The organism is uncultured Cohaesibacter sp. (assembly GCF_963556055.3).
Lineage (GTDB): Bacteria > Pseudomonadota > Alphaproteobacteria > Rhizobiales > Cohaesibacteraceae > Cohaesibacter.
Genome location: NZ_CAUVYE020000031.1, coordinates 221,177 through 245,688, shown reverse-complemented (window position 1 = coordinate 245,688; position 24,512 = coordinate 221,177). Strand labels below are relative to the sequence as shown.

Here is a 24,512-nt window from a genome sequence, read left to right as displayed (position 1 = left end):
GATATTGCTTTCAACATGCCTGTTCGGCGCTATGCTAGGGGATGTCGCTTCTTCTGGCTTTGGAGACTACAGGCGCTAGAGATGTTGATGGGTTCGTTTTGAAAGCAAGCGTTCGGTCGTTCCATGCACGATGGCGGCGAGCAGTTTGCCATATTCCTTGGAGAGCAGGGTCAGATTGTTCCAGTCAGTCAGGCGCACAAGCCAGGATTCCGGGTTCGGGACAGCAACCACGTCACCATGAAACGTGATGTGTGGCGCGGCGCGACGCATTTCCAGCATCGTGCGAGGCATGTGATAGGCGCTCGTGACGATGATCAGACTTGAGAAATTGTTCCTGTCCGCCCAAAGCGCGGTCTGGGTTGCATTGGCGACCGTATTGAGTGCTTCGCGGTCTATATCGACGCAGCAATTGATTTCCTTCTCGGAGAGGTCAAATCGCGCGATGAGGGTATGGTCCGAATTCTGATAATGGACCCCGGAGATCAGGAGCTTTTTGCCCTTGTTTTCCCGGAGCAGCTCGATGGCTCTCTCAAGTCGGCCCGCTCCACCGGTTACCACGACGATCGCGTCAGAGGCTTCGGGCTCGGATTCACTTGCCATCAGGACGTAGCCGGTGAACATGACCCACCCTGTGAGGAGCACAAAGAATGCAAACAGAACGAGCGCAATCATCCCCATCAGCGCTTTGCGCATTCTGGAGGCAAGACTTTTCTTGCTCTGGACAAGGGCCCTGTCCTTCTGCTGATCTTCTGTTTCCTGCGGCATCAAATGTTGACTGTCGTTCTGGACTGAATTCAAGATAGTTTCTTCAACGTGTTTGTAACCGTCAATCTTGTTGTGATTGCGGTAAATACTGCGATGAGAATGATAAGCGCAAAAGTGCCAATATAGGCTTTATAGCCGAGATCAATCACACCGAGTAGTGCCTGCATCTGATCCATTGCCGCAGAGCCTTCCTGCACTCCCAATAACAGCTGAAGCGTAACAAAGGTTACCATGGCGGCAAGACCTCCGGCGAAAGCTCCCTGTAGACCGAGGGCGAAAAATTTGCGCTGGAACTCACCGGCAATGAATTTGTTGCTGGCTCCGACGAAGTGAAGCACTTCAATGGTCTCCTTGTTGCCGGACATTGCTGAGCGTGTGGCAAAAACCACCGTCAGAATGGTCGCCAGCACGACAAGCAACAGGATGGTGAAGCCAATGAAGATTGCGGTTTCCGCCATGGAGCGGAGGCGTTCCACCCAGAAACGGTGATTGTCGAGAATAGCTCCGGGAACCTCTTCCTGAAGGGCTTTGCTCAACGAGTCAAAATCGACGGTCATTGGATTGTTGACGGTCAGCTCGATCAAGCGGGGGACGGGGAGATCGTCAAAGGTGATGTCCAGTCCGAGCCACGGCTCAAGCAGGGCGTTGCTTTCGCTGCTGGACAGAACCGTGGCGCTTGATATGCCACGGGTCTTGCGTGCAATGGCGATTGCCTTGGCAATTTCGCGTTCTATGTCGGTTCCTTCGATCTGCCGGATCTGGATCGTTGCCCCCTTGCTTATGTCAGACTGCCAGTCGCGCGTCGCGTCCGAGATGATGCTCACCGCAGCCACCGTGAGAGCTGCCAGAAAGCTCATGATGGCAATGACCAATACCAGTGCATGCCCTGCTATGGTTCCCTTGGGAACAATCGGGCCGGGTTTTTTCTCCAATATGAGGGCCGCGGCGGCATTTGCCGCCTTGCTGCGCCCCTTCTTTTTGCGGCGGCTTTTGGTTTTCTTCTTGGCTGGGTGCTCTCCGTCCGGGTTCGACGGCGCGATGTCCGCTCCCGGAGGCGCAAAGGAATCTCTGTAGGTCTTGGACCCGGTTTCCGGGTCATCCATCGTGTCATGCCTCAATGGCTTGTTGAAGGGACCGAGGTTGGGGCCTACGCGTGGTGTGCTGGAGGGCATTGGGGCAAGCGGCGGTATCCGATTGTTCTGCTCGTTGCCATTGGATTTGTCTCCATCGGGTTTTCTAGCCATCGTCCTTCCCTCCGTCAGTCATAGATGTAGAGGGTTCCGTCGTTGAGGACAATGCGACGCGCATCGACCTGATCCATAAGGCCGGTGTCGTGGGTTGCGACCACAATCGAGGTTCCTGATCTATGCAATTCGATGAACAGGCGCAAAAGACGGCGAGCCAGAATCGGGTCAACGTTGCCTGTGGGTTCGTCAGCCAGCAAAAGTTTGGGGCGGGAAATGAGTGCCCTCGCTATGGCGGCCCGCTGCTTTTCTCCCCCTGACATGACGGGCGGATAAACATGCATGCGATGGCCAAGGCCAACCCATTCGAGCAGTTCGGCCACATCCGTTTTGTAATTCTGTTCCGAGATACCCTTGACGCGCAAGGGCAGGGCGACATTTTCGAAGGTTGTCAGATGATTGAGAAGACGAAATTCCTGAAAGACAAAGCCGATCTGCCGACGCAGCTCCGACAGTTCATCATGGTCGAGGCGAGCGGTATCCTTGCCAAAGACCTTGATGAGGCCCCGGTTCGGTTTCAGTGACAGAAACATGAGCTTGAGCAGGGAGGTCTTGCCAGCTCCCGATGGTCCGGACAAAAACTGGAAAGACTTGGGAGGAACATGAAAAGATACATCACGCAGCACTTCCTGTCCCATTCCATAGCGCAAACCAACATTTTCAAATCGAATCAAAGCTCTGTTTCCTCCAATCGGCTGATGGCAGCTTGCATTATCTTGATTATGAATTCATCTGAATTGTGACCACCGGCCTCGATTTGTGGGCAGGGCTTGGCAAAGTTTTCTTGGCTGATATCCTATGTTGTGGATGATTCGACATGTTTCAAAGGCATTTTCAGGATCACCTCCGTTGTTGACTGATCCCGGTTCGAGAAAATTGATGCGCTGATGAAGATAACCTGCCCCAACTGTGCGACAAGCTATCAGGTTCCCGATGATTATATCGGTGAAAGTGGTCGCTCTGTTCGCTGCTCGAGCTGCGGGAAGACCTGGCACGCAGAGCAGGCGCCAGAGCCTGCGGAGCCTTCAATGCCAAGCCAACCTCCTGAGGAGGTCGCCCCTTCACTTGAGGAAGAACAGAGTCAGGATGACATCGATGCCCTGTTCGATAGCCCCTCAGGTGGAGAAGAGCAGAGTCAGGATGATATCGATGCCTTGTTCGACAGCCCGTCAGGCGGAGAAGAACAGAGTCAGGATGATATCGATGCCTTGTTTGACAGCCCTTCAGGAGGCGGAGAAGAACAGAGCCAGGATGATATCGATGCCCTGTTTGACAGCCCTTCAGGGGGGGGAGAAGAACAGAGTCAGGATGATATCGATGCCCTGTTTGATAGCCCCTCGGGGGGGGAGGATCAAAGTCAGGACGATATAGATGCCCTGTTTGACAGCCCTTCGGGAGGCGGAGAAGAGCAGAATCAGGATGACATCGATGCCTTGTTCGATAGCCCTTCAGCTGGTGGCAAGGAACAAAGTCAGGATGATGTCGATGCGATGTTTGATACTGCTCCGGCCAAGACCGAAGAGGCAGACAAGGTGTCTGGCAGCGAGGCTGAGCCGCAAACGGGTAGGGAAACAGAGAGCCCGTTCGTGATCAAGGGAGATGGCGGCGCTGACTTTCAACCGCCTGTCGTCGACTTGATTGATGCCGCAGCATTTGAAGCGCAGAAGGTCGCTGCACGTGGAACGGACATCGAATCCAGAGCCAACCGCCGTAGACGGTTGCGCGGGAAGCGAAAGGGACGCAAGGCGTCAGGTCCTCGGCAAAGGGAGGCTTCGGACAAACGCGAATGGATGAGGGGTGGAGCAGCCCTCGGGTCCACCCTCGTCATTCTGGCGGGTCTGTTTCTTGCACCAACATTCTGGGTTCGTCATTTCCCTGATCTTGCATCTTTTTTCTCGATGTTTGGAATGAATGTAAATGTTGTCGGTGTGAATATCGATCTTGTTGACGCCCGGATCCAGCAGAGGGATGGCTCGCCTGTTCTGTCTATCGATACGGAATTGGTCAATCCGGGCACAGAACCTGTGATTCTTCCTTCTATTGAGTTTTCCGTTCTTGGCAATGACCGCGAGGAGCTTTATTCATGGGTCATCGGTCCTGACAATGTCGGGCTGGGACCAGGGGAGCGCAAACAGATCGAAACGTCTATTGCCGCTCCTGCAAAAGCTAAATATCTATCGCTTCGCGTGTTTAACGAATGAGCAAGCCTTGTCGGCTTTGCCGTTTGGATGTAGCGCCAAGAGGAATTTGATTACACGATGACAGAGACGATTGAAGTCCTCTATGACGAGGCGACTCTTTCCAAACGGAATGAAGAATTGGCGACCTCGATTGCGACTGCTGGTTATAAAAAACTGCTGGTCGTTGCGGTTTTGAAAGGCAGTTTTATTTTTGCGGCTGATTTGCTGCGCGCGCTTTACCGTGCCGGAGTTCCGCTAGAAGTCGAATTCATGTCTCTTTCGAGCTATGGGACGGGCACCAAATCATCTGGGACCGTCAAAGTGGTTCGGGATATCGAGGTCATTGTCAAAGGCCGTGATGTGCTTCTGATCGATGATATTCTGGAGTCGGGCCGCACGCTTGCCTTTGCCAGGAACCTGCTGCTGGAACGGGGTGCCAATCGCGCCGATGTTGCTGTTTTGCTTGATAAGCCGGGTAAACGGGTGGCGGAAATCAATGCCGACTATGTTGGCTTCGAATGCCCTGACAAATTTGTCGTTGGCTATGGAATGGACAAGGCTCATTCCTATCGTGAAGTTCCGTTTGTGGGATATCTTCCGTAAGTCGCAATAGCGAATATCATTATATTTCAATATTTTGTCACTATTCATGTTGGCCTGACGGACGCTTCAGGACCATGCGCTCGTGGTTGCGTTCAAACCCTCTTGTGAAAAGAGTGCCGTTTCTTCTCTTTTTGTTCTCGCTTTCGCTTTTGGTAAACCTTTTGCTTGTCAAATAGGGGCAAGAGTACAAGGCCATCTGGTTCGGCCTTGATGTAGTAAAAGCGTATGTGGGAGTTAAGCAATGGCCCGAATTCTTCTGACCGAAGATGATGACGGGGTGCGCATGTTTGTGCAGCGGGCGTTGATGATGGATGGCCACTCCGTAGCGACAGCCGAAGACGGCACGGATGCCCTGGAAGTCCTGTCAGAAAGCGATGATTCATTCGATCTGCTTCTAACAGATATCCAAATGCCTGAAATGGATGGTATCGCGTTGGCCAAGTCGGCGGCCAAGAGCTGGCCTGACATGACAATCCTCATGATGACGGGGTTTGCGGAACAGCGGGAACGTTGTGATAGCTTGAGCGTTATTGTTCACGACGTTGTGTCAAAGCCGTTTTCGCTTGCCGAAATCCGTTCGGCGGTCAAAGGGGCCTTGTCGGGCAGGGCGGCTGAAGAGCCGGTTTCCATTGTCCGGGCCATGGTTGGCTAGGCGGTTTCTTCTTTTCATGGAATCAAAAAGGGATGGTTTTTACCATCCCTTTGTTTTGTTGCTGATCAGTCGCTGAGCCAGTCGGGGATCTTGTCGAGCCCGATCAGCTCCTCATAAGTGGGACGATTGCGAATGACATGCCATTTGTCACCGTTCACCAGCACTTCCGGCACCAGCAGGCGGCTGTTGTAGGTGCTGGACTGGACCGCGCCATAGGCTCCGGCGGACATTACGGCGACGAGATCGCCAGGCTCAAGCATTGCCAGTGGGCGGTTCTGCGCCAGAAAATCACCTGTTTCGCAAACCGGCCCGACAATGTCCACTATGCTGACGGGGGTATCAAATCCAGGCTCCCTGACGGGTATGACATCGTGCCAGGCTTCGTAAAGAGTGGGTCTGATGAGATCATTCATCGCGCCGTCGACAATCACAAAGGTCTTGCCCTCGCCTTCCTTGCGATAGATGACTTCGGTCAGAAGAATCCCGGCATTGCCTGCAATCAGCCGACCGGGCTCGAAATAGACCTCGCAGTCAAGATCCCGGACATGTTTCTTGACGGTCTCTGCATAATCGCGGGGCAAGGGGGGCGGGGTCTGGTTGTTCTGGTAAGGAATGCCTAGGCCACCGCCGAGATCGACATGATCAATCTCGATACCATCTTCACGCAATTGTTTGACGAGATCACCAAGACGCTTGAAGGCGGAGTCAAAGGGTTCCAGGCGGGTGATCTGGCTACCGATATGCATATCGATGCCTGTCACCTTGATACCGGGTAGCGTGCTGGCTCGCTTATAGACCGCGCGCGCATGTTTCCACGGGATACCGAATTTGTTTTCCGATTTGCCTGTCGCGATCTTGGCGTGGGTCTGGGCGTCAACATCGGGGTTGATGCGCAGGGAAATGCGGGCTTCCTTGCCCAACTCAACAGCGATACGGCTGAGATGGTCAAGTTCGGGCTCGGATTCGACATTGAAACACAGAATGTCATTCTCAAGGGCAAAGATCAGTTCTGAGCGCGTCTTGCCGACTCCGGAAAACAGGATTTTCGAGGCCGGTATGCCCGCAGCAAGCGCACGGCGCAACTCGCCCTCCGAGACAACATCCGCTCCAGCGCCCAGGCGTGCGAGGGTCTTCAGAACCGCCAGGTTCGAATTGGCCTTCATGGCGTAGCAGAGCATCGACTTCACATCACTGAAGGCTTCGGAGAAAATCTTGTAATGGCGCTCCAGTGTGGCCGTGGAATAGATGTAGCAAGGGGTTCCGACTCTTTGGCGATCAGTGGAACCGGAACACCTTCGGCATGCAGGACGCCGTCTACATATTCAAAATGATGCATGGAACTCTCGTGAAATTGCCATCTGGCGTGTCAGGAAAACAGGGTTTGAGCGCCAGAGTAAAATGTGTGGTGTCTTGCTTCAAGCGACGATCCTAGAGAAGAGGATCCAGGAAGAACCCCTTTTCCGGAGCCTTGGCCGGGGTTGTTTCCGGCTGCTGTTCGCCAAGCGTTTCTTGTTTGGCGGCGGGATCCGTTTGCTTGGATTGGCTGTTGACGACACTCGATGGAGGTTTCAAAGGGCCACGCACACCACAGGCTGACAGACCAGCGGTTGCGGCCAATGCGATGAGAAGTGTTGCGACGGTCTTGGTGCAAGGCTTTGAGACAGTGTATTTGGCCATCGCTTGTATCCTTTACTCTGACATGGACTGGTCGGTCTTCACGTCCGCATGGAAGCCGAGGGGAAGTGGAGGCCGGAGAATTCTGTCTCCGGCCAGTGCTTGATCGCACTATTGCTTGGCTGCTCTTTCTTTTTCAAGCCTTTTAAGCCAGCTTTTAGCCTGTTTTTTGACATTGGCCGGTGCTGTGCCGCCAAAAGAGGTTCTGCTGCGAACCGATTTGTCGACGGACAGGACCGAAAAGACATCGTCGGTTATCTTCGGCTCGACGGTTTGCATGTCCTCGAGGCTCAGCTTGTGCAGCTCGATATTTCGCTCTGCCGCCATTGCCACCAGACTACCCGTGACATGGTGGGCGTTACGGAAAGGCATGTTGAGGCTGCGCACAAGCCAGTCGGCAAGATCGGTTGCGGTCGAGTAGCCCGAGCCTGCGGCCTTTTTCAGCTCCTTGATGTTGGGCTCAAGGTCCTTGACCATGCCGGTCATGGCGGCCACGCAGAGCGAGAAATTCTGAAGCGCGTCAAAGGCCTGTTCCTTGTCTTCCTGCATATCCTTGGAATAGGCAAGCGGCAGGCCCTTCATGACGATCAGCAGAGCGTTGAGTGCTCCGATGATGCGGCCCGATTTGGCCCGGACCAATTCGGCGGCGTCCGGGTTGCGCTTTTGCGGCATGATGGACGAGCCGGTCGAGAACTTGTCCGAAAGCTTGGCAAAGCGGAACTGGGCAGAAGACCAGATGACCAGTTCCTCTGCAAAGCGTGACAGATGCATGGCGCTGATGGATGTCGCCGAGAGGGCTTCAAGGGCAAAATCGCGATCCGATACGCCATCAAGCGAGTTGGCCATCGGTCTGTCAAAACCGAGCAATTCGGCCGTCATGTGACGGTCAATCGGGAAAGACGTGCCCGCCAGGGCTGCACTACCCAGGGGGCATTCATTCATGCGTTTGCGTGCATCCTTGATGCGTCCACGGTCGCGAGAGAGCATTTCGACATAGGCCAGCATATGGTGGCCGAAGGTAACAGGCTGAGCGCTTTGCAAATGGGTGAAGCCGGGCATGACTGCGGTTGAAAATGCTTCAGCCTTTGTTGCGAAGGCGATTTGCAACTCGGCAAGCTGCTCATCGAGCGTATCCAGCGTGTCCCGAACCCAGAGGCGGAAATCGGTGGCGACCTGATCGTTGCGCGAGCGAGCGGTGTGAAGGCGGCCGGCGGTTGGTCCGATAAGTTCGGAAAGCCGGCTTTCCACATTCATATGAATATCTTCAAGGGCGCGCGAAAAAGTGAAGTCCCCTGCCTCAATTTCACCCGCGATTGTGTCTAGACCTTGTTCGATGGTTTTGGCATCATCGGCGGCGACAATACCCTGATGGGCCAGCATGCGGACATGGGCTTTGGATCCGGCAATGTCCTGGGAGTAGAGTTTTTTATCGAAATCGATGGAAGCGTTGATCTCTTCCATTATGGCATCCGGGCCTTCCGCAAAGCGGCCGCCCCACATTTTATTACTCATTCTGCATGTTCCATTGATCAGATCGTCAAAGTCGTGTTGCTTTATGCCACATCAACATATCGCTGTCAGCGTCTTTGCGTGTGAAAAACGAAATATGTCAAAGGCAAGTGTCCAGTCATTGCCATGCTGGGTGTCTGGCTGAAAAGGAAAAGACCATGTATTTATCGTCAATTTTCAAAGTCTGGCAGATTTGCCTTGTGACATTTGTATCTTTGCTGATCCTTGTTCCGAGCATGGCGTTTGCACAGGGGTCCTGCTCTGCATCAAAGGCCCGGATCTCGGCAATCGAGCCTCTGATCGCAGGGCCAATCGCAGGATTGCAGACGGAAGGTCATCCGGTGGATCTTTCCGGCTTCACCTTCAAGCGAGGGGATGGAGCCGAGATTCAATTGGCTGATTTTGGCGGCAAAACGGTTTTGCTCAATATCTGGGCGACCTGGTGCGCTCCGTGCCGTGAGGAAATGCCGGATCTGGACGCCTTGCAGTCGGCCGTTGGCGGGGACGGATTTGAGGTGGTTGCGGTCAGCATGGACCGTAAGGCCCCATCAAAGCCGAAGGCTTTTTTCGAAGAAACCGGGATAAGGGATCTCTCTCTTTATTATGATGAGAAGATGGCACTCTTCAACGGGCTGAGAGCCAAGGGCATGGCGTTTGGAATGCCCTCAACGGTGCTGATTGATGCTGATGGCTGTTCGCTTGCGCATATGGCCGGTCCTGCCCGCTGGGCGGCCGACGAAATGAAGGCTTTGGTTGAAAAACTCAAGGATGGTGGCTCCGGGCAGGCCAGTAACTCCGATTGTGCCACGCCCGGTCAGATCAATCTGCTCAAGAGAATTGACGCAAGAAAGTCCGTCAAGCCTTGATATCCAGATTTTCGCCAAGTCCGGGTGATGTGCTGGCGGTGCTCGCTTCCAACCCTCTTTGGACAAGTGCATCAAGAACGCCGGCAATGTTATTGTCCGCATTCTGAGCAATCTTGGTGAGGGTCGCCCCTAGCTCCATCTTGCCCTGTGCCATGTTGGTGCTGGCGATAGCAGAACCTAGGCATTCCGTGCCTGACATGGGGAGTCCTTTCGACCGTTCGGTAACGAATACGTATTTATAGCAGGGGCTGCGTTAATCTCTGGTAAATGCGCTTTTAAACCAAACCGTAAAATTGTATGACATTTGCAAAGACCGGAGCGATTTGTGCTCCGGTCTTCTGGCTTTGGTCACCTGTTCAAACAGGTCTCCTATTGAGATCCTTCTACGGCCATCAAGGCAGAGGCTGAATGAGCCTTGCCAAGCAGGGCGGTTCGAAGCGCCTTGATGTCACAGCCATTCAACAGCGTGACGCCATGCTCCTCGAGCCCTTTTCTGATGTCTGGCGACAAGGATTGCGACTGTCTGAAAATGTCAAAAAGTCCCTCGATCCGGTCATCGCTTGCAATCCGATTGAGATTGATCGAGTTGCAGGAGCGGCAAATATGGACCAGCATGATATCGCCGGTTCTGGCGCGCCCATATTTGTCAAAGCCATTATGCTTGAATGTCAGCCCCACAGGTTCCATGCTGGAGTGGCAGGATGACGCCCGGTTTCCCGGTTTGGTGTCTACATGCAAAGACCAAAGGCAATTGGGGCAATGGTTCCGGTGAATGGTGCCCATGCTATCGGTGGGAAATACCATTTGCCGACAATGAACACACCGAAACGGAGTGTTCGCAGCCTGCCATCTTTTTCTTTTTCTGTCTTTTCCTGCTGTGTGGTTGGTTTCACATTTTGGGCTAGAGTCTGGAGACCACATCTTGCGGTCGCGCTTGCTATGTCTTTCCATAAGGGTCTACCGTTCATCTCGAATGGATGACATGGCAGAGCAAAATCTTTGCGATGCGCGTGCTCCTCAGCGTTTGCTGTGGTGTTCGCACGTGTGCAACGTTAGCGGACGAGATCCGTCCGTTTCATCTGATTTCTGTTTATGAATGGGAAAAAGATTCTGCTGCCAATCCAGCCGTCAACACGCCCGAACCCGCTTCACGCGAGCGGTGATCAGGTGCAAACGACTCCATTGCATCGACCCTTCACGGGTGATGCCTAGCAGGTTACAAGCTCTGATGTGGTAGGAGTAATCATAAAGCCCTTTCTCTTTGTCCGGTGCTGCAATAACATGCCGAACGCCGGGCTTGCAATCCTTCGTTGAAATTTGCTTTGATTGTGCGACACTGGTGCAACATCAGACAAAATGTCGCGCCAGCTCTTCAGTCATGGCCGGAGGCGTTTCAGCCTATCGGGTGGGGATCGGAATTTCACCGCGATAGTCGTAAAATCCGCGCGCCGATTTTCTGCCGAGCCACCCTGCCTCAACATATTTTACCAACAAGGGGCAAGGGCGATATTTGGTGTCAGCAAGGCCATCATAAAGCACCTGCATGATGGCGAGGCAAATATCAAGGCCGATGAAGTCGGCCAGTTCCAGCGGTCCCATCGGGTGATTTGCGCCGAGGCGAATGGCCGTGTCGATGGATTCCACGTTGCCCACGCCTTCGTAAAGGGTATAGATCGCTTCATTGATCATCGGCATCAGGATGCGATTGACCATGAAGGCGGGGAAATCTTCCGAAACGGCAACCGTCTTGCCCAGACTTTCGGCAAAGTCCTTGGCCTTCAGGAAGGTTTGCTCATCAGTGGCGATGCCACGCACCAACTCGATCAGTTTCATCGCACGAACCGGCTTCATGAAGTGCATGCCGATGAAATGTTCTGGTCGGTCGGTTGCCGCAGCAAGGCGGGTGATGGAGATCGATGAGGTGTTGGAAGCAACGATTGTTTCGGGACGCAACAATGGCGTGATCGTTGTAAAGACCTTGCGCTTGGCATCTTCTTCTTCGGTCACGGCCTCGATCACAAGATCGACTTCGGAGAGCGGGTCCAGATCACGGGAGAATTGCACGCGGGCAAAGGCTTCGTCCTTCACCTTCTGTGAAATACGTCCCTTTTCCACCTGACGTGACAGGATTTGGTCAACGGTCTTGATGCTCTTTTCGAGCTTTTCGTTGTCGATATCGTTCAGAACGACTTCATATTTGGCAAGGCTACAGACATGGGCGATGCCATTGCCCATTTGGCCGGCGCCAATGATACCAATCTTCCTGATTTCAGACATTTTCTGATCACCGATTTACAAAACGAGGGTCCAATAGGCTGCTTTTGCATGCCAGATTTCCAGAGAATGGCCTGCGAGTACAGTTCGACTAAAGCATGTTGCCAAATTTGAAATATGTCAAATTCCTTCATGCGCAGAGATTTTGTTCCCTTTTCTGCGAACAGGCTTGTCTTTTTCTGCATTTTGAACAGGATTGAGCGGTCTCATCACGTCTGGCTTATTCCGAGGCCAAAAAAAAGACCCTGAGCCATCAAGGATGGTGCAGGGCCTTCTTTATCTTTGCCTGAAAGGCGCGCTTCAGGGATGGCTCGGCCTAGAGGGCCTTTTCCAATTCCGGAAGAATGTCGAACAGGTCTCCTACCAGTCCGTAGTCGGCGACCTGGAAGATCGGCGCTTCTTCGTCCTTGTTGATTGCCACAATCACCTTGGAGTCCTTCATGCCTGCCAGATGCTGGATGGCACCGGAGATCCCGGCGGCAATATAGAGTTCGGGAGCCACGACCTTGCCAGTCTGTCCGACCTGGAGATCGTTCGGTGCATAGCCTGCATCAACAGCTGCGCGAGATGCACCGATGGCAGCGCCGAGCTTGTCGGCGATTGGTGTCAGAAGGGCATTGAACTGCTCTTCGGATGCAAGACCACGACCACCGGAGATGATAACGCGGGCCCCTGCCAGTTCTGGGCGATCAGAAGCGGAAAGCTCTTCACTCACAAAGACCGTGGTCGATGGTGCGTCAGCAGCCGCGATGGTTTCGACCGGTGCGGATCCTTCGGAGGCGACCGCAGGGAAGGTTGCGGTGCGGACTGTCAGAACCTTTTTGGAATCTTGGCTTTTCACGGTCTGGATGGCGTTGCCGGCATAGGTCGGGCGTTCGAACGTATCCGGCGCGACAATTTTTGTGATCTCGGAAATCTGCATGACGTCAAGCAGGGCCGCAACGCGTGGCATGAAGCTTTTGCCGCAAGCGGTGGCCGGAGCAAGAATTGCGTCATACTGATCGGCAATTGCCAGCACCTGCGCAGACATGGCTTCGGCCATGTGGTGCTCGAGAGCTTCGCTTTCTGCAAGCAGGACCTTGTTGGCACCGCTCAGTTTTGCTGCTTCATTGGCAACATCGGCGCAAGCATTGCCTGCGACGAGAATGTCGACATCCGCACCCAGATCGAGCGCTGCATTCAGAGCCTTGGCGGTTGCTTCGTTCAGGGCCTTGTTGTCATGTTCGGCAATCAGAAGGGTTGTCATCGTATTTGTCTCCTCGTCCTTGCCTTAAAGTACGCTGGCTTCGTTTTTCAGTTTGTCGACCAGTTCGGCGACGCTTTCGACCTTGATGCCTGCCTTGCGAGCTTCTGGCTCAGTCGTGGAAAGCACGGTCAGGCGAGGGGCGATATCAACCCCGAATTCGGCAGCCTCTTTCATTTCGAGCGGCTTTTTCTTGGCCTTCATGATGTTGGGCAGAGACGCATAACGTGGTTCGTTGAGGCGCAGATCGGCGGTCATGACTGCGGGCAATGCAATGGTGACTTTCTGCAAGCCGCCATCGATTTCGCGGGTGACATTGGCGCTTTCACCCTCAATGGTGATGCAGGAGGCGAAGGCACCCTGACCCCAGCCCAGCAGGGCAGAGAGCATCTGACCGGTCTGGTTTGAATCATCATCAATGGCCTGTTTGCCAAGAATGACGAGTTTGGGTTCTTCCTGTTCAACAACGGCCTTGAGCAATTTTGCAACGCCGAGCGGTTCAACTGCTTCATCGCTCTTGATCAGAATGGCGCGGTCAGCCCCCATCGCAAGGCCCGTGCGCAATGTTTCCTGGGCCTGTTGCGGACCAACGGAGACGACGACGATTTCACTGGCCACTCCAGCCTCTTTCAAACGAACCGCCTCTTCCACCGCAATTTCATCAAACGGATTCATGGACATTTTGACATTGGCCAAATCAACGCCTGATCCGTCGGCTTTGACGCGAATTTTGACATTGTAATCTACAACCCGCTTGACGGGTACGAGGATTTTCATGAATTACTTCTCCCATATGAACCGGCCGGTGTCGGTTCAAGTGACTAAATCGATGCGCAAGAGACTTGGCATATATGCTAGGTTGGAACCGATCTGATCACGGTGCCAATGCTTTCAATTAAGGCCTGCTGATCTTTTCCAAATTTCTCTGAAATCCGCAATGTGATCATAGTTGTATGCGATGGTGTTTCTGCATCGAATACAGAGTTTTCAGGTACAATTTAAGTTGGTCGCCGAGGACGGTAATGGCAGGGATTGGGCCTGTCAACAATCCGTCCGTCGGATAGACATGAGTTTCTGTCATATGTTGTTTGTGCTTACGTGGCTTCACTTAGCACGTTGGAACAGAGGAACAGATTTTCTTTTCATGATCGGGATAAGTATGGCTCCGGTCAGGGCTCCTCCCACATGAGCCCACCAGGCAACCGTGTCCTCGGTGCTGGTTAGCGAATTGAACAGTTGCATCAATAACCAGGCGCCAAGGCAATAGATTGCGGGGATCGGCAGAGGGATGCGACCGAGCAGGAGAATCCAGACGCGGACATCGGGGGTCAGCATCAGGTAGGCGGCGATGATGCCGGCTGTTGCACCGGATGCGCCGATGAGGGGGACGGGTGAGCCCCAATTGGCCAGCATGTGAAGCGCAGCCGCGCCGGCCGCGCATAAGCAGTAGAAAATCAGAAATTTGAAATGGCCGACCGCATCTTCGATATTGTCGCCAAAGACCCACAGGAAGGCCATATTGCCGATAAGATGCATCCAGCCGCCATGAAGGAAGGAATATGTTATGAAATCTGTCCATTCGCTGGGGGCGGTGGCGGCGATCGAGGTCAGTTCCGAGGGGGTGAAATGGCTCGGAATGAGCCCATAGGCGTAGGCGATTTCCTTCAGTTGCAGTCCGTTTGATCCTGCACCTGTCATCAGGAAAATGATGACGTTGAGCGCTATCAGGCCGATGGTCACATATTGCAGGCGAACATAGTGCAGTTCATTTCTGTCATGGAGTGGAATAAACATGTCTCGTTTCACCCTCGAAGTGGCATTCGTGCCTCCAAACTGGCTGATCGGCAGATGGAAGTCAGCGGTTTTGGCCCGGCACCCAGAGGACGTCGCGCTCGCCCTTGTCGTTGGTCCAGCGGGCGGCAACAAAGAAGAAATCAGACAGTCTGTTCAGATACTTGATGGCTTCAGGCGATACCGGCTCTGTTTCAATTGCGGCAAGGGCCGTGACCAGTCTTTCTGTCCGGCGGGATATGGTGCGGGCAACATGCAGGTGAGCGGCTGCGCGGGAGCCACCGGGTAGCACAAAGCTCTTGAGCGGTTCCAGATCTGCATTCAGGGCATCAATCTGATTTTCCAACCGTTCAACCTGGCTTGCAATGATTCGCAAGGGCTCATAACCAAGATCCTCACCAGTGTCCGGCGTTGAGAGATCCGCGCCGAGGTCGAACAGATCATTCTGGATTTGCATCAACATGTGATCAAGCCCGGGATGGTCTCCGGTTTCAAGACGGGCCATCCCGACAATCGCGTTTGTTTCATCAACGGTGCCATAGGCTTCCACGCGCAGGTCATGTTTTGCACGACGTTCGCCACTGCCAAGCATGGTTGTTCCCTTGTCGCCGGTGCGGGTATAGATCTTGTTGAGACGAACCATAGATTTCTTCCGTTGCTTGATTGTGGACTGTTGCGGCGAAGGACCGCGATTTTGGTCAGCCGCACTCTAATGCAATTGGTGCGATATTGGAAATGCGGAAATTGGCGGACATGGCCAAGGGCTGTGTTTGCATATACCTGACAATGTCCGATGGGCGTCAATCGCTATTGGCCCGCAAGAAGGCATCGAGCCAGCTCGTCGGCATCAGGCGCTTGAGGTAGCTGACCAGATAGGTGGGGAAGGTTACCATATATCGCGCTTTCGGATTTTTGGATTCAAGAGCGAATTGCAGTTTTTTGAAAACAGCTTCCGGAGGCAGTTCGAAGCGTGACGGTTCTTCGGATTCCATAGCTTTGAGGCGCGTCTTGTATCTGTCCCGATAGTGAGATCCCTTGATGTCGATGGTCTTGAGGAACATCTGACGCGCATTTTCGCGAAACTGGCTGGTAATCGAGCCGGGCTCGATCATGGTGAGATGAATGTTGCTACCATGAAGTTCCAGTCGCATGGTGTCCGTCAGCCCTTCCAGAGCGAATTTGGAGGCAACATAGGCTCCTCGGAAGGTCAAGGGGGTTATGGCCAGAACAGAAGAGCAATGAATGATGTGCCCATGGCCCTGTTTGCGCATGACGGGAACAATCTGGCGCGTCAATTCATGCCAGCCAAAGAAGTTGGCTTCAAACTGGTCTCTGAGAATATCGGTGCTGAGGTCTTCCACGGCTCCGGCCTGTCCATAGGCTCCATTGTTGAACAGGGCATCAAGTTTGCCTCCGGTGTGATTGAGCACCGCCTCGACACAGGCCTTGATCGATTGGGTGTCTGTATAGTCGAGATAAATGGCAAAGAGCCCCTGGTTGCGCAATTTTTCGATATCTTCGAGTTTTCTGGCAGTGGCAAAGACCTGCCAGCCCATTTCCTTGAGGCGCAGGGCGCAGTGTTGGCCAATCCCGGACGAGCAACCGGTGATGAGGATGGAGCGCTGGGTCATGATTTTTCACTATCGTGTTGGGACTTGGAGCCTCGGGGGGTGTTGCTTGCGGCCTGGCAGGTGCCGCATGGCTTTTTCGGCAAAGGCATTTTGCCATTGAGGGTGATCGGTCTCTGCTTGCTTGAGGGCCTTGCGCCAGCGCATCGCATCATTCCTTTGGCTCCTTCTGTAAAGATTTAAACGGTCTTGCGTTCAATCTTTCAAGGAAATTTGCGAAAGAAGGTCATGGCAGGCTGAAAGGGATGTGAAAAAGGGAGGCGATGGCCTCCCTTTCTTGTTGTTGTGTGTTGGTGCGGCTTCTTAACTGCGGCTGTCGAGCAGGCGCCGGGCGATGACCTGCGCCTGAATTTCACCGGCTCCTTCGAAGATGTTGAGGACGCGCGCATCGCACAAGACACGAGAGATGGGATATTCAAGAGCAAAGCCGTTGCCGCCATGGATCTGCAATGCATTGTCGGCTGCGGCCCATGCAACGCGGGCGCCGAGCAGCTTGGCCATGCCTGCCTCGAGATCACAGCGCTTGTCATGGTCTTTCTGGCGGGCTGAATAATAGGTAAGCTGGCGGGCAATCATAATTTCCACCGCCATCATCGCGAGCTTGTCGATGACGCGTGGGAAGTTGATCAGCGATTTGCCAAACTGCACCCGTTCCTGAGCATAACGCAGGCCGAGATCAAGCGCATTTTGGGCAACGCCGATAGCGCGGGCGGCGGTCTGGATGCGGGCGGCCTCGAAGGTTTGCATCAATTGCTTGAAGCCCTGACCTTCCTCGCCTCCAAGGAGATTCTCGCGCTTGACTTCGAAATTGTCGAAGGCGATGTCATATTCCTTCATGCCGCGATAGCCGAGTACTTCAATCTCGCCGCCATCCATGCCCTGGGCCGGGAAGGGGGTGTCGTCATCACCGCGCGGTTTTTCAGCCAGCAGCATGGAAAGCCCCTTGTAGCCTGGCTCATTGGGGTTGGTGCGGACAAGCAGGGTCATCAGATCGGCCCGGACCGGATGGGTGATCCATGTCTTGTTGCCGGTGACCTTGTAGCTGTCGCCGTCAAGTGTTGCGCGGGTTTTGAGGCTTGCAAGGTCTGAGCCCGTATTGGGTTCGGTGAAGACTGCGGTTGGCAGGATTTCGCCGCTCGCAATGGCTGGCAGCCATTTTTCTTTCTGCTCTTGGGTGCCGCCGCAAAGGATCAGCTCCGCTGCGATTTCCGAACGTGTACCCAATGATCCGACGCCGATATAGCCTCGTGACAGGGCTTCGGAGACCACGCACATGCTTTCCTTGCCAAGGCCAAGACCACCATATTCCTCCGGAATGGTCAGGCCGAAGACACCCATTTCTGCCATTTTCTCGATGATGTCCATCGGAATATAGGCGTCTTCCAAATGCCACTCATGTGCGTGGGGCGTCACTTCACTTTCTGCGAAACGGGTCATCTCGTCGCGGAAAGCCTCCATGGTTTCGTCAAGGCCTGCATTGCCAAAAGAGGCGGTGCCTTCTGCGGCTTCCATCAGAGCAACCAGACGGTTGCGGATGTCGGGATTGTTGCCCTCTGAGATGAGGCGGTTCACTTCTTCGCTTAAGGCGGCGCTCGCCCCGTCATGTGTGATGCCGAAATCGGCGAGGCGGACAATCTCGCCTTGTGTCATCGGGATGCCGCCAAAAATCTGTGCGAGATATTCGGCAAAGGCGATGCGTGTGATCAGGCTTTCGATTTCACCGAACTTGCCTTCATTGCTCTGGTTCTCGGCATAGCTGCGCATTTCCTTGAGCGCTTCGACATAGGTAGCGACCCAGGCAAGGCCATGGGTGATGCGCTGTTCCTTCTCGATGAGGCCAGATTTGATCCTGCCGTCTTCCGAGACCTTTTCGCGGACGGCCTCGATAATGGATTGCAGCAGGGTTTCACATGCACTGATCGCCTTCTCCATGTCCTGCATGAAGGTCTCTGGAGTGGTGATCGGATGGGTCTCGATAGTCAAAGACATGGGGGGCTCCTCCTCATGGCGGCGACTGTGACATCCAATCTCTTTATGTTTCTCCCGGACGATGAGAGATTGGAAAGTCGCTGACAGAAATTCATTTATGCTGCACTGCACAGTGAATGGAGGAGCCGATTTTTGCAATAAGCCAAAGGAGTAATACGATTTGATGTTGCAATGCACACGACTTTGGTCGCGAACCTTTAGGCTTATCCTGCCTTCCTGCTGGCAAGGATCACGCTTGCTGCTGTGATGATCATTCCGACAATCTGCAACAAGGTGATGGGTTCGTCGAACAGAAGAAAGGAAATCACTGCGGTGACAGCAGGAACAAGATAGAAGAGCGATGCGGTGTTGGACACCGCTCCATGCTCGATGAGCCATAAAAGCATGAAGATTGCGCCAATCGAGAGCACGAGCACCAGCCAGCCCAGCGCGAAGATGAAGGCTCCAGACCAGATGATGGTCTGGCTTTCCAAAAGACAACTCAAGCTGCCACATAACAGAAGAGCTGCGAGATATTGCCAGATGGTCGCGGTGCGCATGTCAAGATTGGAAGCAAAGCGTTTTTGATAAACAGTACCAAGAGAAATGCCGACAATGGCGATGACGGCAACGCATATCTGCTGGGGGGTAACGGAGAAGGCACCACCGTGCAATCGTGGGAGCAGAACCAGCGATATGCCAACCAATCCAAGACCAAGGCCGATAACGTGATTGCGATTGATGGTTTCCTTGAGAATGGCATGGGCGAAGAAGGCTGTCAGCACCGGCTGTAATCCGGTGACCAGTGCGAAAAGGCCCGCAGGCATGCCGTCATCAATGGCCCAGAAAACCCCGGAAAGATAAATTCCGTGGATCATGAATCCGGAAATGAAAGCATGAAGACTCTGTCGAGGTGTCGGCCATTTTGCTCCAAGGGCAAGGGACAGGATCAGGAGCAAGATCATCACCGAGCCAAAGCGAAGGGAGAGGAATGTCATGGGTTCGGAATAGGGTGCCCCCATTCTGGAGCCGACAAATCCGGTGGACCAAAGCACGACGAAAACAAAGGGAGCAAGTTGAGGCAGAGAAAAGGGAAAGGCTTTTGAAAACATTTTTATACTCAAATAAAAAGGCGGGAGCTTCCTTCTCTATCTGCCATTTCTGGAAAAGTCCATTCAATGGCTTAATCAGTTGTGAGGGGCGTAAAAGCTGGTTTGATTTGTGCTCCGTTCGAAGGTTGTTGTTTTCCGCGTTTGATTTTCCTTGCTGAACGCTTATAAAAACGATGCGTGGGCCATTGAGATCTGATTTCTGCGAGATCTTCATGATTCCGGCTTTCGATTTGCAGCTGGGTCAGGAGGCGGCGATTTGAAGATCACTCTGCAAGCGTGATCGCTCAATAAGAGGGGTGTAAGGTTCCGTCTTGGGGCCAGTTACGTCAAATCAGGTTGTTTGAAATGTCTCGTCTTTGGGAATGGGTAATGGTGCCGGTCCGCATTTTCTGGCGGTTTTCGGATAATCACGGATTTGCGCTGGCGAGCAATATCGCCTTCTCGATGCTGTTGTCGATTTTCCCATTTCTCTTGTTGTTGACGGGGGTTTCGGTGTGGATCGGCGGGGAAGGGCTGGGCAAGATCCTTCAGGATCTTCTCGCCTTGTTGATGCCCGATCCGATTGCGGCCATTCTTCAGCCTGATGTCGATGCGGTGATTGCGGAGCGGACCCGCAGCCTGCTCTCCATTTCTCTGGTCATCTTTCTGGTCACGCTGACATCGCTTGTCGAGAGCCTGCGTGAGGGGCTTAACCGCGCCTATGGCTATTATGAAAGGCGCTCCATTCTTTCTCGTCGCGCAATGGGACTGATCGGTATCTTCGGGGCGACAGCCATCATGCTCACGGCGGCGGCCGGTTTGTTTTTTGCGCCCATTGCGTGGAATCTTCTCAAGCCGCATATTTCATGGATTGAAGATTTTCAGGGCATTTTCAACGTGATCCGGTTCGGGATTGCCATCCCGATCCTGTCCATTTTTCTCGTTGCCAGTCATCGGTGGCTGCCGATGCGTCTGATCGAATGGAATGATGTCTGGCCGGGGGTGTTGATCACGCTCATCATGTGGTGGGTGACGGCAGAAGGCTATTCCTACTATCTGTCGCATTTTGCCCAATATGCGCGCGTTTATGCGGGTCTTGCCGGCGTTGTGGCGACGCTGATCTTTCTTCAGATCATGGCGATGATCTATCTTTACGGCGCGGAAGTGAATGCCTGGATCATTCGCTGGCGTCGGGTTCAGCGCAGCAAGGCGGGAAAACCGTTTGAAGACGAGGAAACGGCAGATTCCGTGCTCCGTGAACCAGCCAATGATGGCTGAGGGGAGATGTCGGCACTCTGGTTGACAAACAAAAAGCCGGTAAACCGGCTTTCTGCTCAATCCTGATGGTATTCGACGTCGTGACTTTTTGCCGGGATCTATCTTCCGCGACTTGCCAAAATGGCTTCTTCGAGCGTTCTCAGGCCGGTTCTCGTGCTGTTGACAAGGCAGGACATGTTGCCCGGCTGATGTTTGTTGCCCAGCATCAGCTCATGCGCCTGAGGAATCTGGTCCCATGTGAAGACATCGGACAGACAGGGATCCACATGCTTGTCGATTACCATTCTGTTGGCTGCAAGGGCCTGTTTGAGATGGGCAAAGTGAGAGCCCTGAACCCGCTTCTGATGCATCCAGATATAACGTGCATCCATGGTGAGATTGAAGCCTGAAGTGCCGGCACAAATCACCACCATGCCACCGCGCTTGACCACGAAAGTGGAAACCGGAATGGTCGCCTCGCCGGGATGCTCGAAGACCATGTCGACATTTTTGCCCTTGCCGGTGATGTCCCAAATGGCCTTGCCGAATTTGCGCACTTCCTTGAACCAGGTGTTGTAGTCTTCGGAGTTGACTTTGGGCAGCTGGCCCCAACAGTTGAAATCCTTGCGGTTGATGACGCCTTTTGCGCCGAGTTTCATGACGAAGTCTCGCTTGCTTTCGTCAGAAATGACGCCAATTGGGTTGGCACCTGCTGCGGCTGCAATCTGAATGCCGAAGACACCCAAGCCACCTGAAGCACCCCAGATCAGGACATTCTGTCCGGGTTTCAGCTCGTGCGGTATATGGCCAAACAGCATGCGATAGGCTGTGGCGAGGGTCAGCACGTAACAGGCGCTTTCTTCCCAGGTAAGATGCTTGGGCCGTGGCATCAGCTGTTGGGCCTGTACGCGTGAGAATTGGGCAAAGGAGCCGTCGGGGGTCTCATAGCCCCAGATGCGCTGGGTAGGCGAATACATCGGATCGCCACCATTGCACTCCTCGTCATCGCCGTCATCCTGATTGCAGTGAATGACAACCTCGTCGCCGACCTTCCAGTTTTTCACCTTGCTGCCGACGGCCCAGACGATGCCCGAGGCATCAGAACCTGCAATGTGATAAGGGTGCTTGTGCACGTCGAGGACAGATACGGGTTCGCCCAGCCCGGCCCAGATGCCGTTATAGTTGACGCCTGCTGCCATGTTCAGAACGAGAACCTCATGGCTGTCCAACTCCCAGGTCGGGACGACTTCGAGCTGGAATGAGGTGAGGGGTGGGCCGTGTCGCTCCTGACGGATGGCCCAGGCATACATTTCCTTGGGCACATGCCCCAGTGGTGGGATTTCTCCCAGTTCGTACAGATCCTTTTTCTCGCCAGTGGTGCCCTGGGCGCGTAACTCTTCGTTCATTGATGCTCCTCCGGTCAGAAATCCATCGCAAGGGACTTGTTGCGTTGCAACATAATTCGTCGTTCAATCGTGTTTTTCACGCATTTGCGAAACTATCTGAAATTATTTCGCCAGAAGATATAAGCCTTATTGCCAATTTGCTTTTTGCGTGTGCGAAGAGAAACTTTCCGATCAGTGAATATAGGAACCCCTTTTTTGCGGCATGGAGCAGCCCGCAGGGAAGAGAACGCACACCGGCGGCGTAACCGTTGGTTTTTGAAGCTTTTTTCATTCCGTGGGAATGGAAGGCCGGTTTTTAGAGGGGTGAGGCAACGGCAATTGCCTTAGGGGAGGAAAGAGTTATGAGTGGAGCGAAACGCGCCGAAGAGGGCCTGAATTCCGGTGGTGCAAAGACGATATTAGACGAAAAAACGAGGGACAGGCCGTGGATCTTCCGTACCTATGCGGGCCATTCAACGGCCAAGGACTCCAATGCGCTCTACAGATCCAATCTGGCCAAAGGGCAGACAGGTCTGTCTGTGGCTTTCGATTTGCCGACGCAAACCGGTTATGATCCGGACCATCCCCTTTCGAGGGGGGAAGTGGGCAAGGTTGGTGTGCCGATTGCCCATCTTGGCGACATGCGGGAGCTATTCGACCAGATCCCGCTCGAGCAGATGAACACCTCCATGACCATCAATGCGACCGCGGCCTGGTTGCTGGCGCTCTATATCGCTGTTGCCGATGAACAGGGGGCGGATCGCAAGAAACTGTCCGGTACGACGCAGAATGATCTGATCAAGGAATATCTCTCTCGTGGAACCTATGTGTTTCCGCCGAAACCCTCCTTGCGTCTGACCACCGACATCATCGGCTTCACCTATAACCACATGCCGAAATTCAACCCGATGAATGTCTGTTCCTATCATTTGCAGGAAGCCGGAGCGACGCCGGTGCAGGAACTGGCCTATGCCTTGTCTACGGCAATCGACGTGCTTGACGCGGTCAAGGATGGTGGCGTGATCGGGGAGGAAGATTTTGCCAAAGCCGTGGGTCGTATTTCCTTTTTCGTCAATGCCGGGATGCGGTTTGTGACCGAACTTTGCAAGATGCGCGCCTTTGCCGAGCTTTGGGATGAGATCTGCCGCGAACGCTATGATGTGAAGGACGAGAAATATCGTCGTTTTCGTTATGGGGTTCAGGTCAACTCGCTCGGTCTGACAGAACAACAGCCTGAAAATAACGTCTATCGCATTCTCATCGAGATGCTTGCGGTGGTTCTGTCCAAGAACGCGAGGGCTCGTGCTGTGCAGTTGCCTGCCTGGAATGAAGCTCTGGGCTTGCCGCGTCCGTGGGATCAGCAATGGTCCCTGCGCATGCAGCAAATCATGGCCTATGAGACGGATCTGCTTGAATATGGCGATCTGTTTGATGGCTCCAAGGAGATCGAGGACAAGGTTCGGGCACTCAAGGCCGAAGCGCGCGAGGAAATGGTGCGTATAGAGGAAATGGGGGGGGCCATTGCGGCGATTGAAACCAGCTACATGAAACAGAAGCTGGTGGAGTCCAACGCCATGCGGCTCGAAGCCATCGAGAAGGGTAGTCTGACGCTAGTTGGCGTCAACCGGTTTAAGGAAAGCGAACCCTCGCCTTTGTCTTCTGGTGAGGATAGCGGTATTCTGACGGTTGATCCTGCGGTCGAGCAGGAGGCGGTTGAAAAGATCAAGGCCTGGCGTGAAGCTCGTAACGATGTTGCGGTTGAAGATGCGCTCACTGCCTTGCGTGAGGCGGCTGCCGCAGGTGCCAACATCATGGAGCCCTCCATCGCCTGTGCCAAGGCTGGGGTCACGACCGGCGAATGGGGTGCCATTCTGCGTGATGTCTTTGGGGAATATCGTGCGCCAACCGGGGTTGGCAAGGCGGCTCGTACCGATGGGACCGATCTGGAAGATGTACGTGAAGCTGTCAGCGTGGCGTCTGAAAAACTTGGGCGTCGTCTCAAGATGCTGGTTGGCAAGCCTGGGCTCGATGGTCATTCAAACGGGGCCGAACAGATTGCGGTCCGGGCGCGTGACAGTGGCATCGAGGTGGTCTATCAGGGCATTCGCCTGACGCCGGAGCAGATCGTCAATACAGCCCTTGAAGAAGGTGTTCACGTGGTCGGGCTTTCCATTCTTTCGGGTTCTCATCTGGCATTGGTGGGGGATGTCATGAAACTCATGAAAGAACTGGAACTTGAGGATGTACCGGTGGTGGTCGGTGGTATCATCCCGCCAGCGGACGAGAAAATCCTCAAGGAATATGGAGTTGCGGCTGTCTATACGCCGAAGGATTTTCAGCTCAACGAGATCATTCGCAATATCACCGAACTGGTGGCCTGAG

General features: G+C 53.8%; 22 protein-coding genes and 2 pseudogenes. 7 read left to right on the top strand and 17 right to left on the bottom strand.

The window, feature by feature from the left end:
- Window positions 1–75: 75 nt before the first annotated feature.
- The 3 genes from ACHZB8_RS20590 to ftsE are packed head-to-tail and all read right to left on the bottom strand — an operon-like array spanning window position 76 to window position 2,683.
- Window positions 76–798, bottom strand: a complete 723-nt coding sequence (locus tag ACHZB8_RS20590) for a YdcF family protein (RefSeq protein WP_316863065.1) — start codon at window positions 796–798, stop codon at window positions 76–78.
- Window positions 795–2,009, bottom strand: a complete 1,215-nt coding sequence (locus tag ACHZB8_RS20585; protein WP_316863064.1) for an ABC transporter permease — start codon at window positions 2,007–2,009, stop codon at window positions 795–797. Before ACHZB8_RS20585 ends, ACHZB8_RS20590 begins: the two co-directional genes overlap by 4 nt.
- A gap of 14 nt (window positions 2,010–2,023) precedes the next feature.
- Window positions 2,024–2,683, bottom strand: coding sequence for a cell division ATP-binding protein FtsE (gene ftsE, locus ACHZB8_RS20580; RefSeq protein ID WP_316863062.1), 660 nt, complete (start codon window positions 2,681–2,683; stop codon window positions 2,024–2,026).
- 213 nt (window positions 2,684–2,896) lie between these two features.
- Here ftsE and ACHZB8_RS20575 point away from each other — a divergent pair.
- From ACHZB8_RS20575 to ACHZB8_RS20560, 4 genes and pseudogenes are all read left to right on the top strand, one after another.
- Window positions 2,897–2,995, top strand: a pseudogene (locus ACHZB8_RS20575) (zinc-ribbon domain-containing protein); the annotation flags it as partial.
- A gap of 42 nt (window positions 2,996–3,037) precedes the next feature.
- Entirely contained in the window at window positions 3,038–4,210 is a 1,173-nt protein-coding gene (locus tag ACHZB8_RS20570) for a hypothetical protein (RefSeq protein ID WP_316863060.1), read from the top strand.
- 57 nt (window positions 4,211–4,267) lie between these two features.
- The gene (gene hpt, locus ACHZB8_RS20565; protein ID WP_316863058.1) at window positions 4,268–4,792 is read left to right on the top strand and encodes a hypoxanthine phosphoribosyltransferase; all 525 of its coding nucleotides are present in this window, start codon (window positions 4,268–4,270) and stop codon (window positions 4,790–4,792) included.
- 241 nt (window positions 4,793–5,033) lie between these two features.
- Window positions 5,034–5,444 carry a response regulator gene (locus ACHZB8_RS20560; RefSeq protein WP_316863056.1) on the top strand — a complete coding sequence of 137 codons (411 nt, stop codon included), beginning with the start codon at window positions 5,034–5,036 and terminating at the stop codon, window positions 5,442–5,444.
- Window positions 5,445–5,509: 65 nt separating this feature from the next.
- On the opposite strand, the pseudogene lysA reads toward ACHZB8_RS20560, so the two are convergent.
- The 3 genes and pseudogenes from lysA to argH form a co-directional block, all read right to left on the bottom strand.
- Window positions 5,510–6,780 (bottom strand): annotated as a pseudogene (lysA, locus tag ACHZB8_RS20555) (diaminopimelate decarboxylase).
- 92 nt (window positions 6,781–6,872) lie between these two features.
- Entirely contained in the window at window positions 6,873–7,121 is a 249-nt protein-coding gene (locus tag ACHZB8_RS20550; protein WP_316863055.1) for a lipoprotein, read from the bottom strand.
- A 108-nt stretch (window positions 7,122–7,229) separates the two neighbouring features.
- Entirely contained in the window at window positions 7,230–8,630 is a 1,401-nt protein-coding gene (argH, locus tag ACHZB8_RS20545; protein ID WP_316863054.1) for an argininosuccinate lyase, read from the bottom strand.
- 155 nt (window positions 8,631–8,785) lie between these two features.
- On the opposite strand from argH, the gene ACHZB8_RS20540 reads away from it, so the two are divergent.
- Complete coding sequence (locus ACHZB8_RS20540) at window positions 8,786–9,493, top strand: TlpA disulfide reductase family protein (RefSeq protein WP_316863053.1); 708 nt, start codon at window positions 8,786–8,788, stop codon at window positions 9,491–9,493.
- Here the strand turns inward: ACHZB8_RS20540 and ACHZB8_RS20535 are convergent.
- The 10 genes from ACHZB8_RS20535 to ACHZB8_RS20490 form a co-directional block, all read right to left on the bottom strand.
- Window positions 9,483–9,692, bottom strand: coding sequence for a hypothetical protein (locus ACHZB8_RS20535; protein ID WP_316863051.1), 210 nt, complete (start codon window positions 9,690–9,692; stop codon window positions 9,483–9,485). The genes ACHZB8_RS20540 and ACHZB8_RS20535 overlap by 11 nt on opposite strands.
- 170 nt (window positions 9,693–9,862) lie before the next feature.
- Window positions 9,863–10,414: an RNHCP domain-containing protein gene (locus ACHZB8_RS20530; protein ID WP_316863382.1), complete on the bottom strand. Its 552-nt coding sequence runs from the start codon at window positions 10,412–10,414 to the stop codon at window positions 9,863–9,865.
- Between the two features lie 477 nt (window positions 10,415–10,891).
- Complete coding sequence (locus ACHZB8_RS20525; protein WP_316863050.1) at window positions 10,892–11,770, bottom strand: 3-hydroxybutyryl-CoA dehydrogenase; 879 nt, start codon at window positions 11,768–11,770, stop codon at window positions 10,892–10,894.
- A gap of 313 nt (window positions 11,771–12,083) precedes the next feature.
- Complete coding sequence (locus tag ACHZB8_RS20520) at window positions 12,084–13,013, bottom strand: electron transfer flavoprotein subunit alpha/FixB family protein (protein WP_316863048.1); 930 nt, start codon at window positions 13,011–13,013, stop codon at window positions 12,084–12,086.
- A gap of 24 nt (window positions 13,014–13,037) precedes the next feature.
- The gene (locus tag ACHZB8_RS20515) at window positions 13,038–13,787 is read right to left on the bottom strand and encodes an electron transfer flavoprotein subunit beta/FixA family protein (RefSeq protein ID WP_316863046.1); all 750 of its coding nucleotides are present in this window, start codon (window positions 13,785–13,787) and stop codon (window positions 13,038–13,040) included.
- A 327-nt stretch (window positions 13,788–14,114) separates the two neighbouring features.
- Window positions 14,115–14,804: a rhomboid family intramembrane serine protease gene (locus tag ACHZB8_RS20510; protein ID WP_316863045.1), complete on the bottom strand. Its 690-nt coding sequence runs from the start codon at window positions 14,802–14,804 to the stop codon at window positions 14,115–14,117.
- A gap of 61 nt (window positions 14,805–14,865) precedes the next feature.
- Window positions 14,866–15,444 carry a cob(I)yrinic acid a,c-diamide adenosyltransferase gene (locus ACHZB8_RS20505; protein ID WP_316863043.1) on the bottom strand — a complete coding sequence of 193 codons (579 nt, stop codon included), beginning with the start codon at window positions 15,442–15,444 and terminating at the stop codon, window positions 14,866–14,868.
- A gap of 157 nt (window positions 15,445–15,601) precedes the next feature.
- Complete coding sequence (locus tag ACHZB8_RS20500; RefSeq protein ID WP_316863042.1) at window positions 15,602–16,432, bottom strand: SDR family oxidoreductase; 831 nt, start codon at window positions 16,430–16,432, stop codon at window positions 15,602–15,604.
- A 300-nt stretch (window positions 16,433–16,732) separates the two neighbouring features.
- On the bottom strand, window positions 16,733–18,418 hold the full coding sequence (locus ACHZB8_RS20495) for an acyl-CoA dehydrogenase family protein (protein WP_394706232.1): 1,686 nt from the start codon (window positions 18,416–18,418) through the stop codon (window positions 16,733–16,735).
- 203 nt (window positions 18,419–18,621) lie between these two features.
- Window positions 18,622–19,509 (bottom strand): DMT family transporter, encoded by an 888-nt coding sequence (locus ACHZB8_RS20490; RefSeq protein ID WP_316863041.1) that lies wholly within the window; start codon window positions 19,507–19,509, stop codon window positions 18,622–18,624.
- 345 nt (window positions 19,510–19,854) lie between these two features.
- Here ACHZB8_RS20490 and ACHZB8_RS20485 point away from each other — a divergent pair, with 345 nt between their 5' ends.
- Entirely contained in the window at window positions 19,855–20,766 is a 912-nt protein-coding gene (locus ACHZB8_RS20485; protein ID WP_316863040.1) for a YihY/virulence factor BrkB family protein, read from the top strand.
- Window positions 20,767–20,864: 98 nt separating this feature from the next.
- Here ACHZB8_RS20485 and ccrA read toward each other — a convergent pair whose 3' ends face one another.
- Window positions 20,865–22,151, bottom strand: coding sequence for a crotonyl-CoA carboxylase/reductase (ccrA, locus tag ACHZB8_RS20480; RefSeq protein ID WP_316863039.1), 1,287 nt, complete (start codon window positions 22,149–22,151; stop codon window positions 20,865–20,867).
- 341 nt (window positions 22,152–22,492) lie between these two features.
- Between ccrA and ACHZB8_RS20475 the strand changes: the two genes are divergently transcribed.
- Complete coding sequence (locus ACHZB8_RS20475; protein WP_316863037.1) at window positions 22,493–24,511, top strand: protein meaA; 2,019 nt, start codon at window positions 22,493–22,495, stop codon at window positions 24,509–24,511.
- Window position 24,512 lies beyond the last annotated feature (1 nt).

Bases quoted from the DNA above. Each gene is read 5' to 3' on its own strand.
- ACHZB8_RS20525 (WP_316863050.1), bottom strand. From the start codon at position 11,770: ATGTCTGAAATCAGGAAGATTGGTATCATTGGCGCCGGCCAAATGGGC.
- ACHZB8_RS20520 (WP_316863048.1), bottom strand. From the start codon at position 13,013: ATGACAACCCTTCTGATTGCCGAACATGACAACAAGGCCCTGAACGAA.
- ccrA (WP_316863039.1), bottom strand. From the start codon at position 22,151: ATGAACGAAGAGTTACGCGCCCAGGGCACCACTGGCGAGAAAAAGGAT.
- ACHZB8_RS20510 (WP_316863045.1), bottom strand. From the start codon at position 14,804: ATGTTTATTCCACTCCATGACAGAAATGAACTGCACTATGTTCGCCTG.
- ACHZB8_RS20550 (WP_316863055.1), bottom strand. From the start codon at position 7,121: ATGGCCAAATACACTGTCTCAAAGCCTTGCACCAAGACCGTCGCAACA.
- hpt (WP_316863058.1), top strand. From the start codon at position 4,268: ATGACAGAGACGATTGAAGTCCTCTATGACGAGGCGACTCTTTCCAAA.
- ACHZB8_RS20540 (WP_316863053.1), top strand. From the start codon at position 8,786: ATGTATTTATCGTCAATTTTCAAAGTCTGGCAGATTTGCCTTGTGACA.
- ACHZB8_RS20485 (WP_316863040.1), top strand. From the start codon at position 19,855: ATGTCTCGTCTTTGGGAATGGGTAATGGTGCCGGTCCGCATTTTCTGG.
- ACHZB8_RS20490 (WP_316863041.1), bottom strand. From the start codon at position 19,509: ATGTTTTCAAAAGCCTTTCCCTTTTCTCTGCCTCAACTTGCTCCCTTT.
- ACHZB8_RS20530 (WP_316863382.1), bottom strand. From the start codon at position 10,414: ATGTGGTCTCCAGACTCTAGCCCAAAATGTGAAACCAACCACACAGCA.
- ACHZB8_RS20500 (WP_316863042.1), bottom strand. From the start codon at position 16,432: ATGACCCAGCGCTCCATCCTCATCACCGGTTGCTCGTCCGGGATTGGC.
- ACHZB8_RS20570 (WP_316863060.1), top strand. From the start codon at position 3,038: ATGCCAAGCCAACCTCCTGAGGAGGTCGCCCCTTCACTTGAGGAAGAA.
- ACHZB8_RS20505 (WP_316863043.1), bottom strand. From the start codon at position 15,444: ATGGTTCGTCTCAACAAGATCTATACCCGCACCGGCGACAAGGGAACA.
- ACHZB8_RS20475 (WP_316863037.1), top strand. From the start codon at position 22,493: ATGAGTGGAGCGAAACGCGCCGAAGAGGGCCTGAATTCCGGTGGTGCA.
- ACHZB8_RS20560 (WP_316863056.1), top strand. From the start codon at position 5,034: ATGGCCCGAATTCTTCTGACCGAAGATGATGACGGGGTGCGCATGTTT.
- ACHZB8_RS20515 (WP_316863046.1), bottom strand. From the start codon at position 13,787: ATGAAAATCCTCGTACCCGTCAAGCGGGTTGTAGATTACAATGTCAAA.
- ACHZB8_RS20535 (WP_316863051.1), bottom strand. From the start codon at position 9,692: ATGTCAGGCACGGAATGCCTAGGTTCTGCTATCGCCAGCACCAACATG.
- argH (WP_316863054.1), bottom strand. From the start codon at position 8,630: ATGAGTAATAAAATGTGGGGCGGCCGCTTTGCGGAAGGCCCGGATGCC.
- ACHZB8_RS20495 (WP_394706232.1), bottom strand. From the start codon at position 18,418: ATGTCTTTGACTATCGAGACCCATCCGATCACCACTCCAGAGACCTTC.
- ACHZB8_RS20585 (WP_316863064.1), bottom strand. From the start codon at position 2,009: ATGGCTAGAAAACCCGATGGAGACAAATCCAATGGCAACGAGCAGAAC.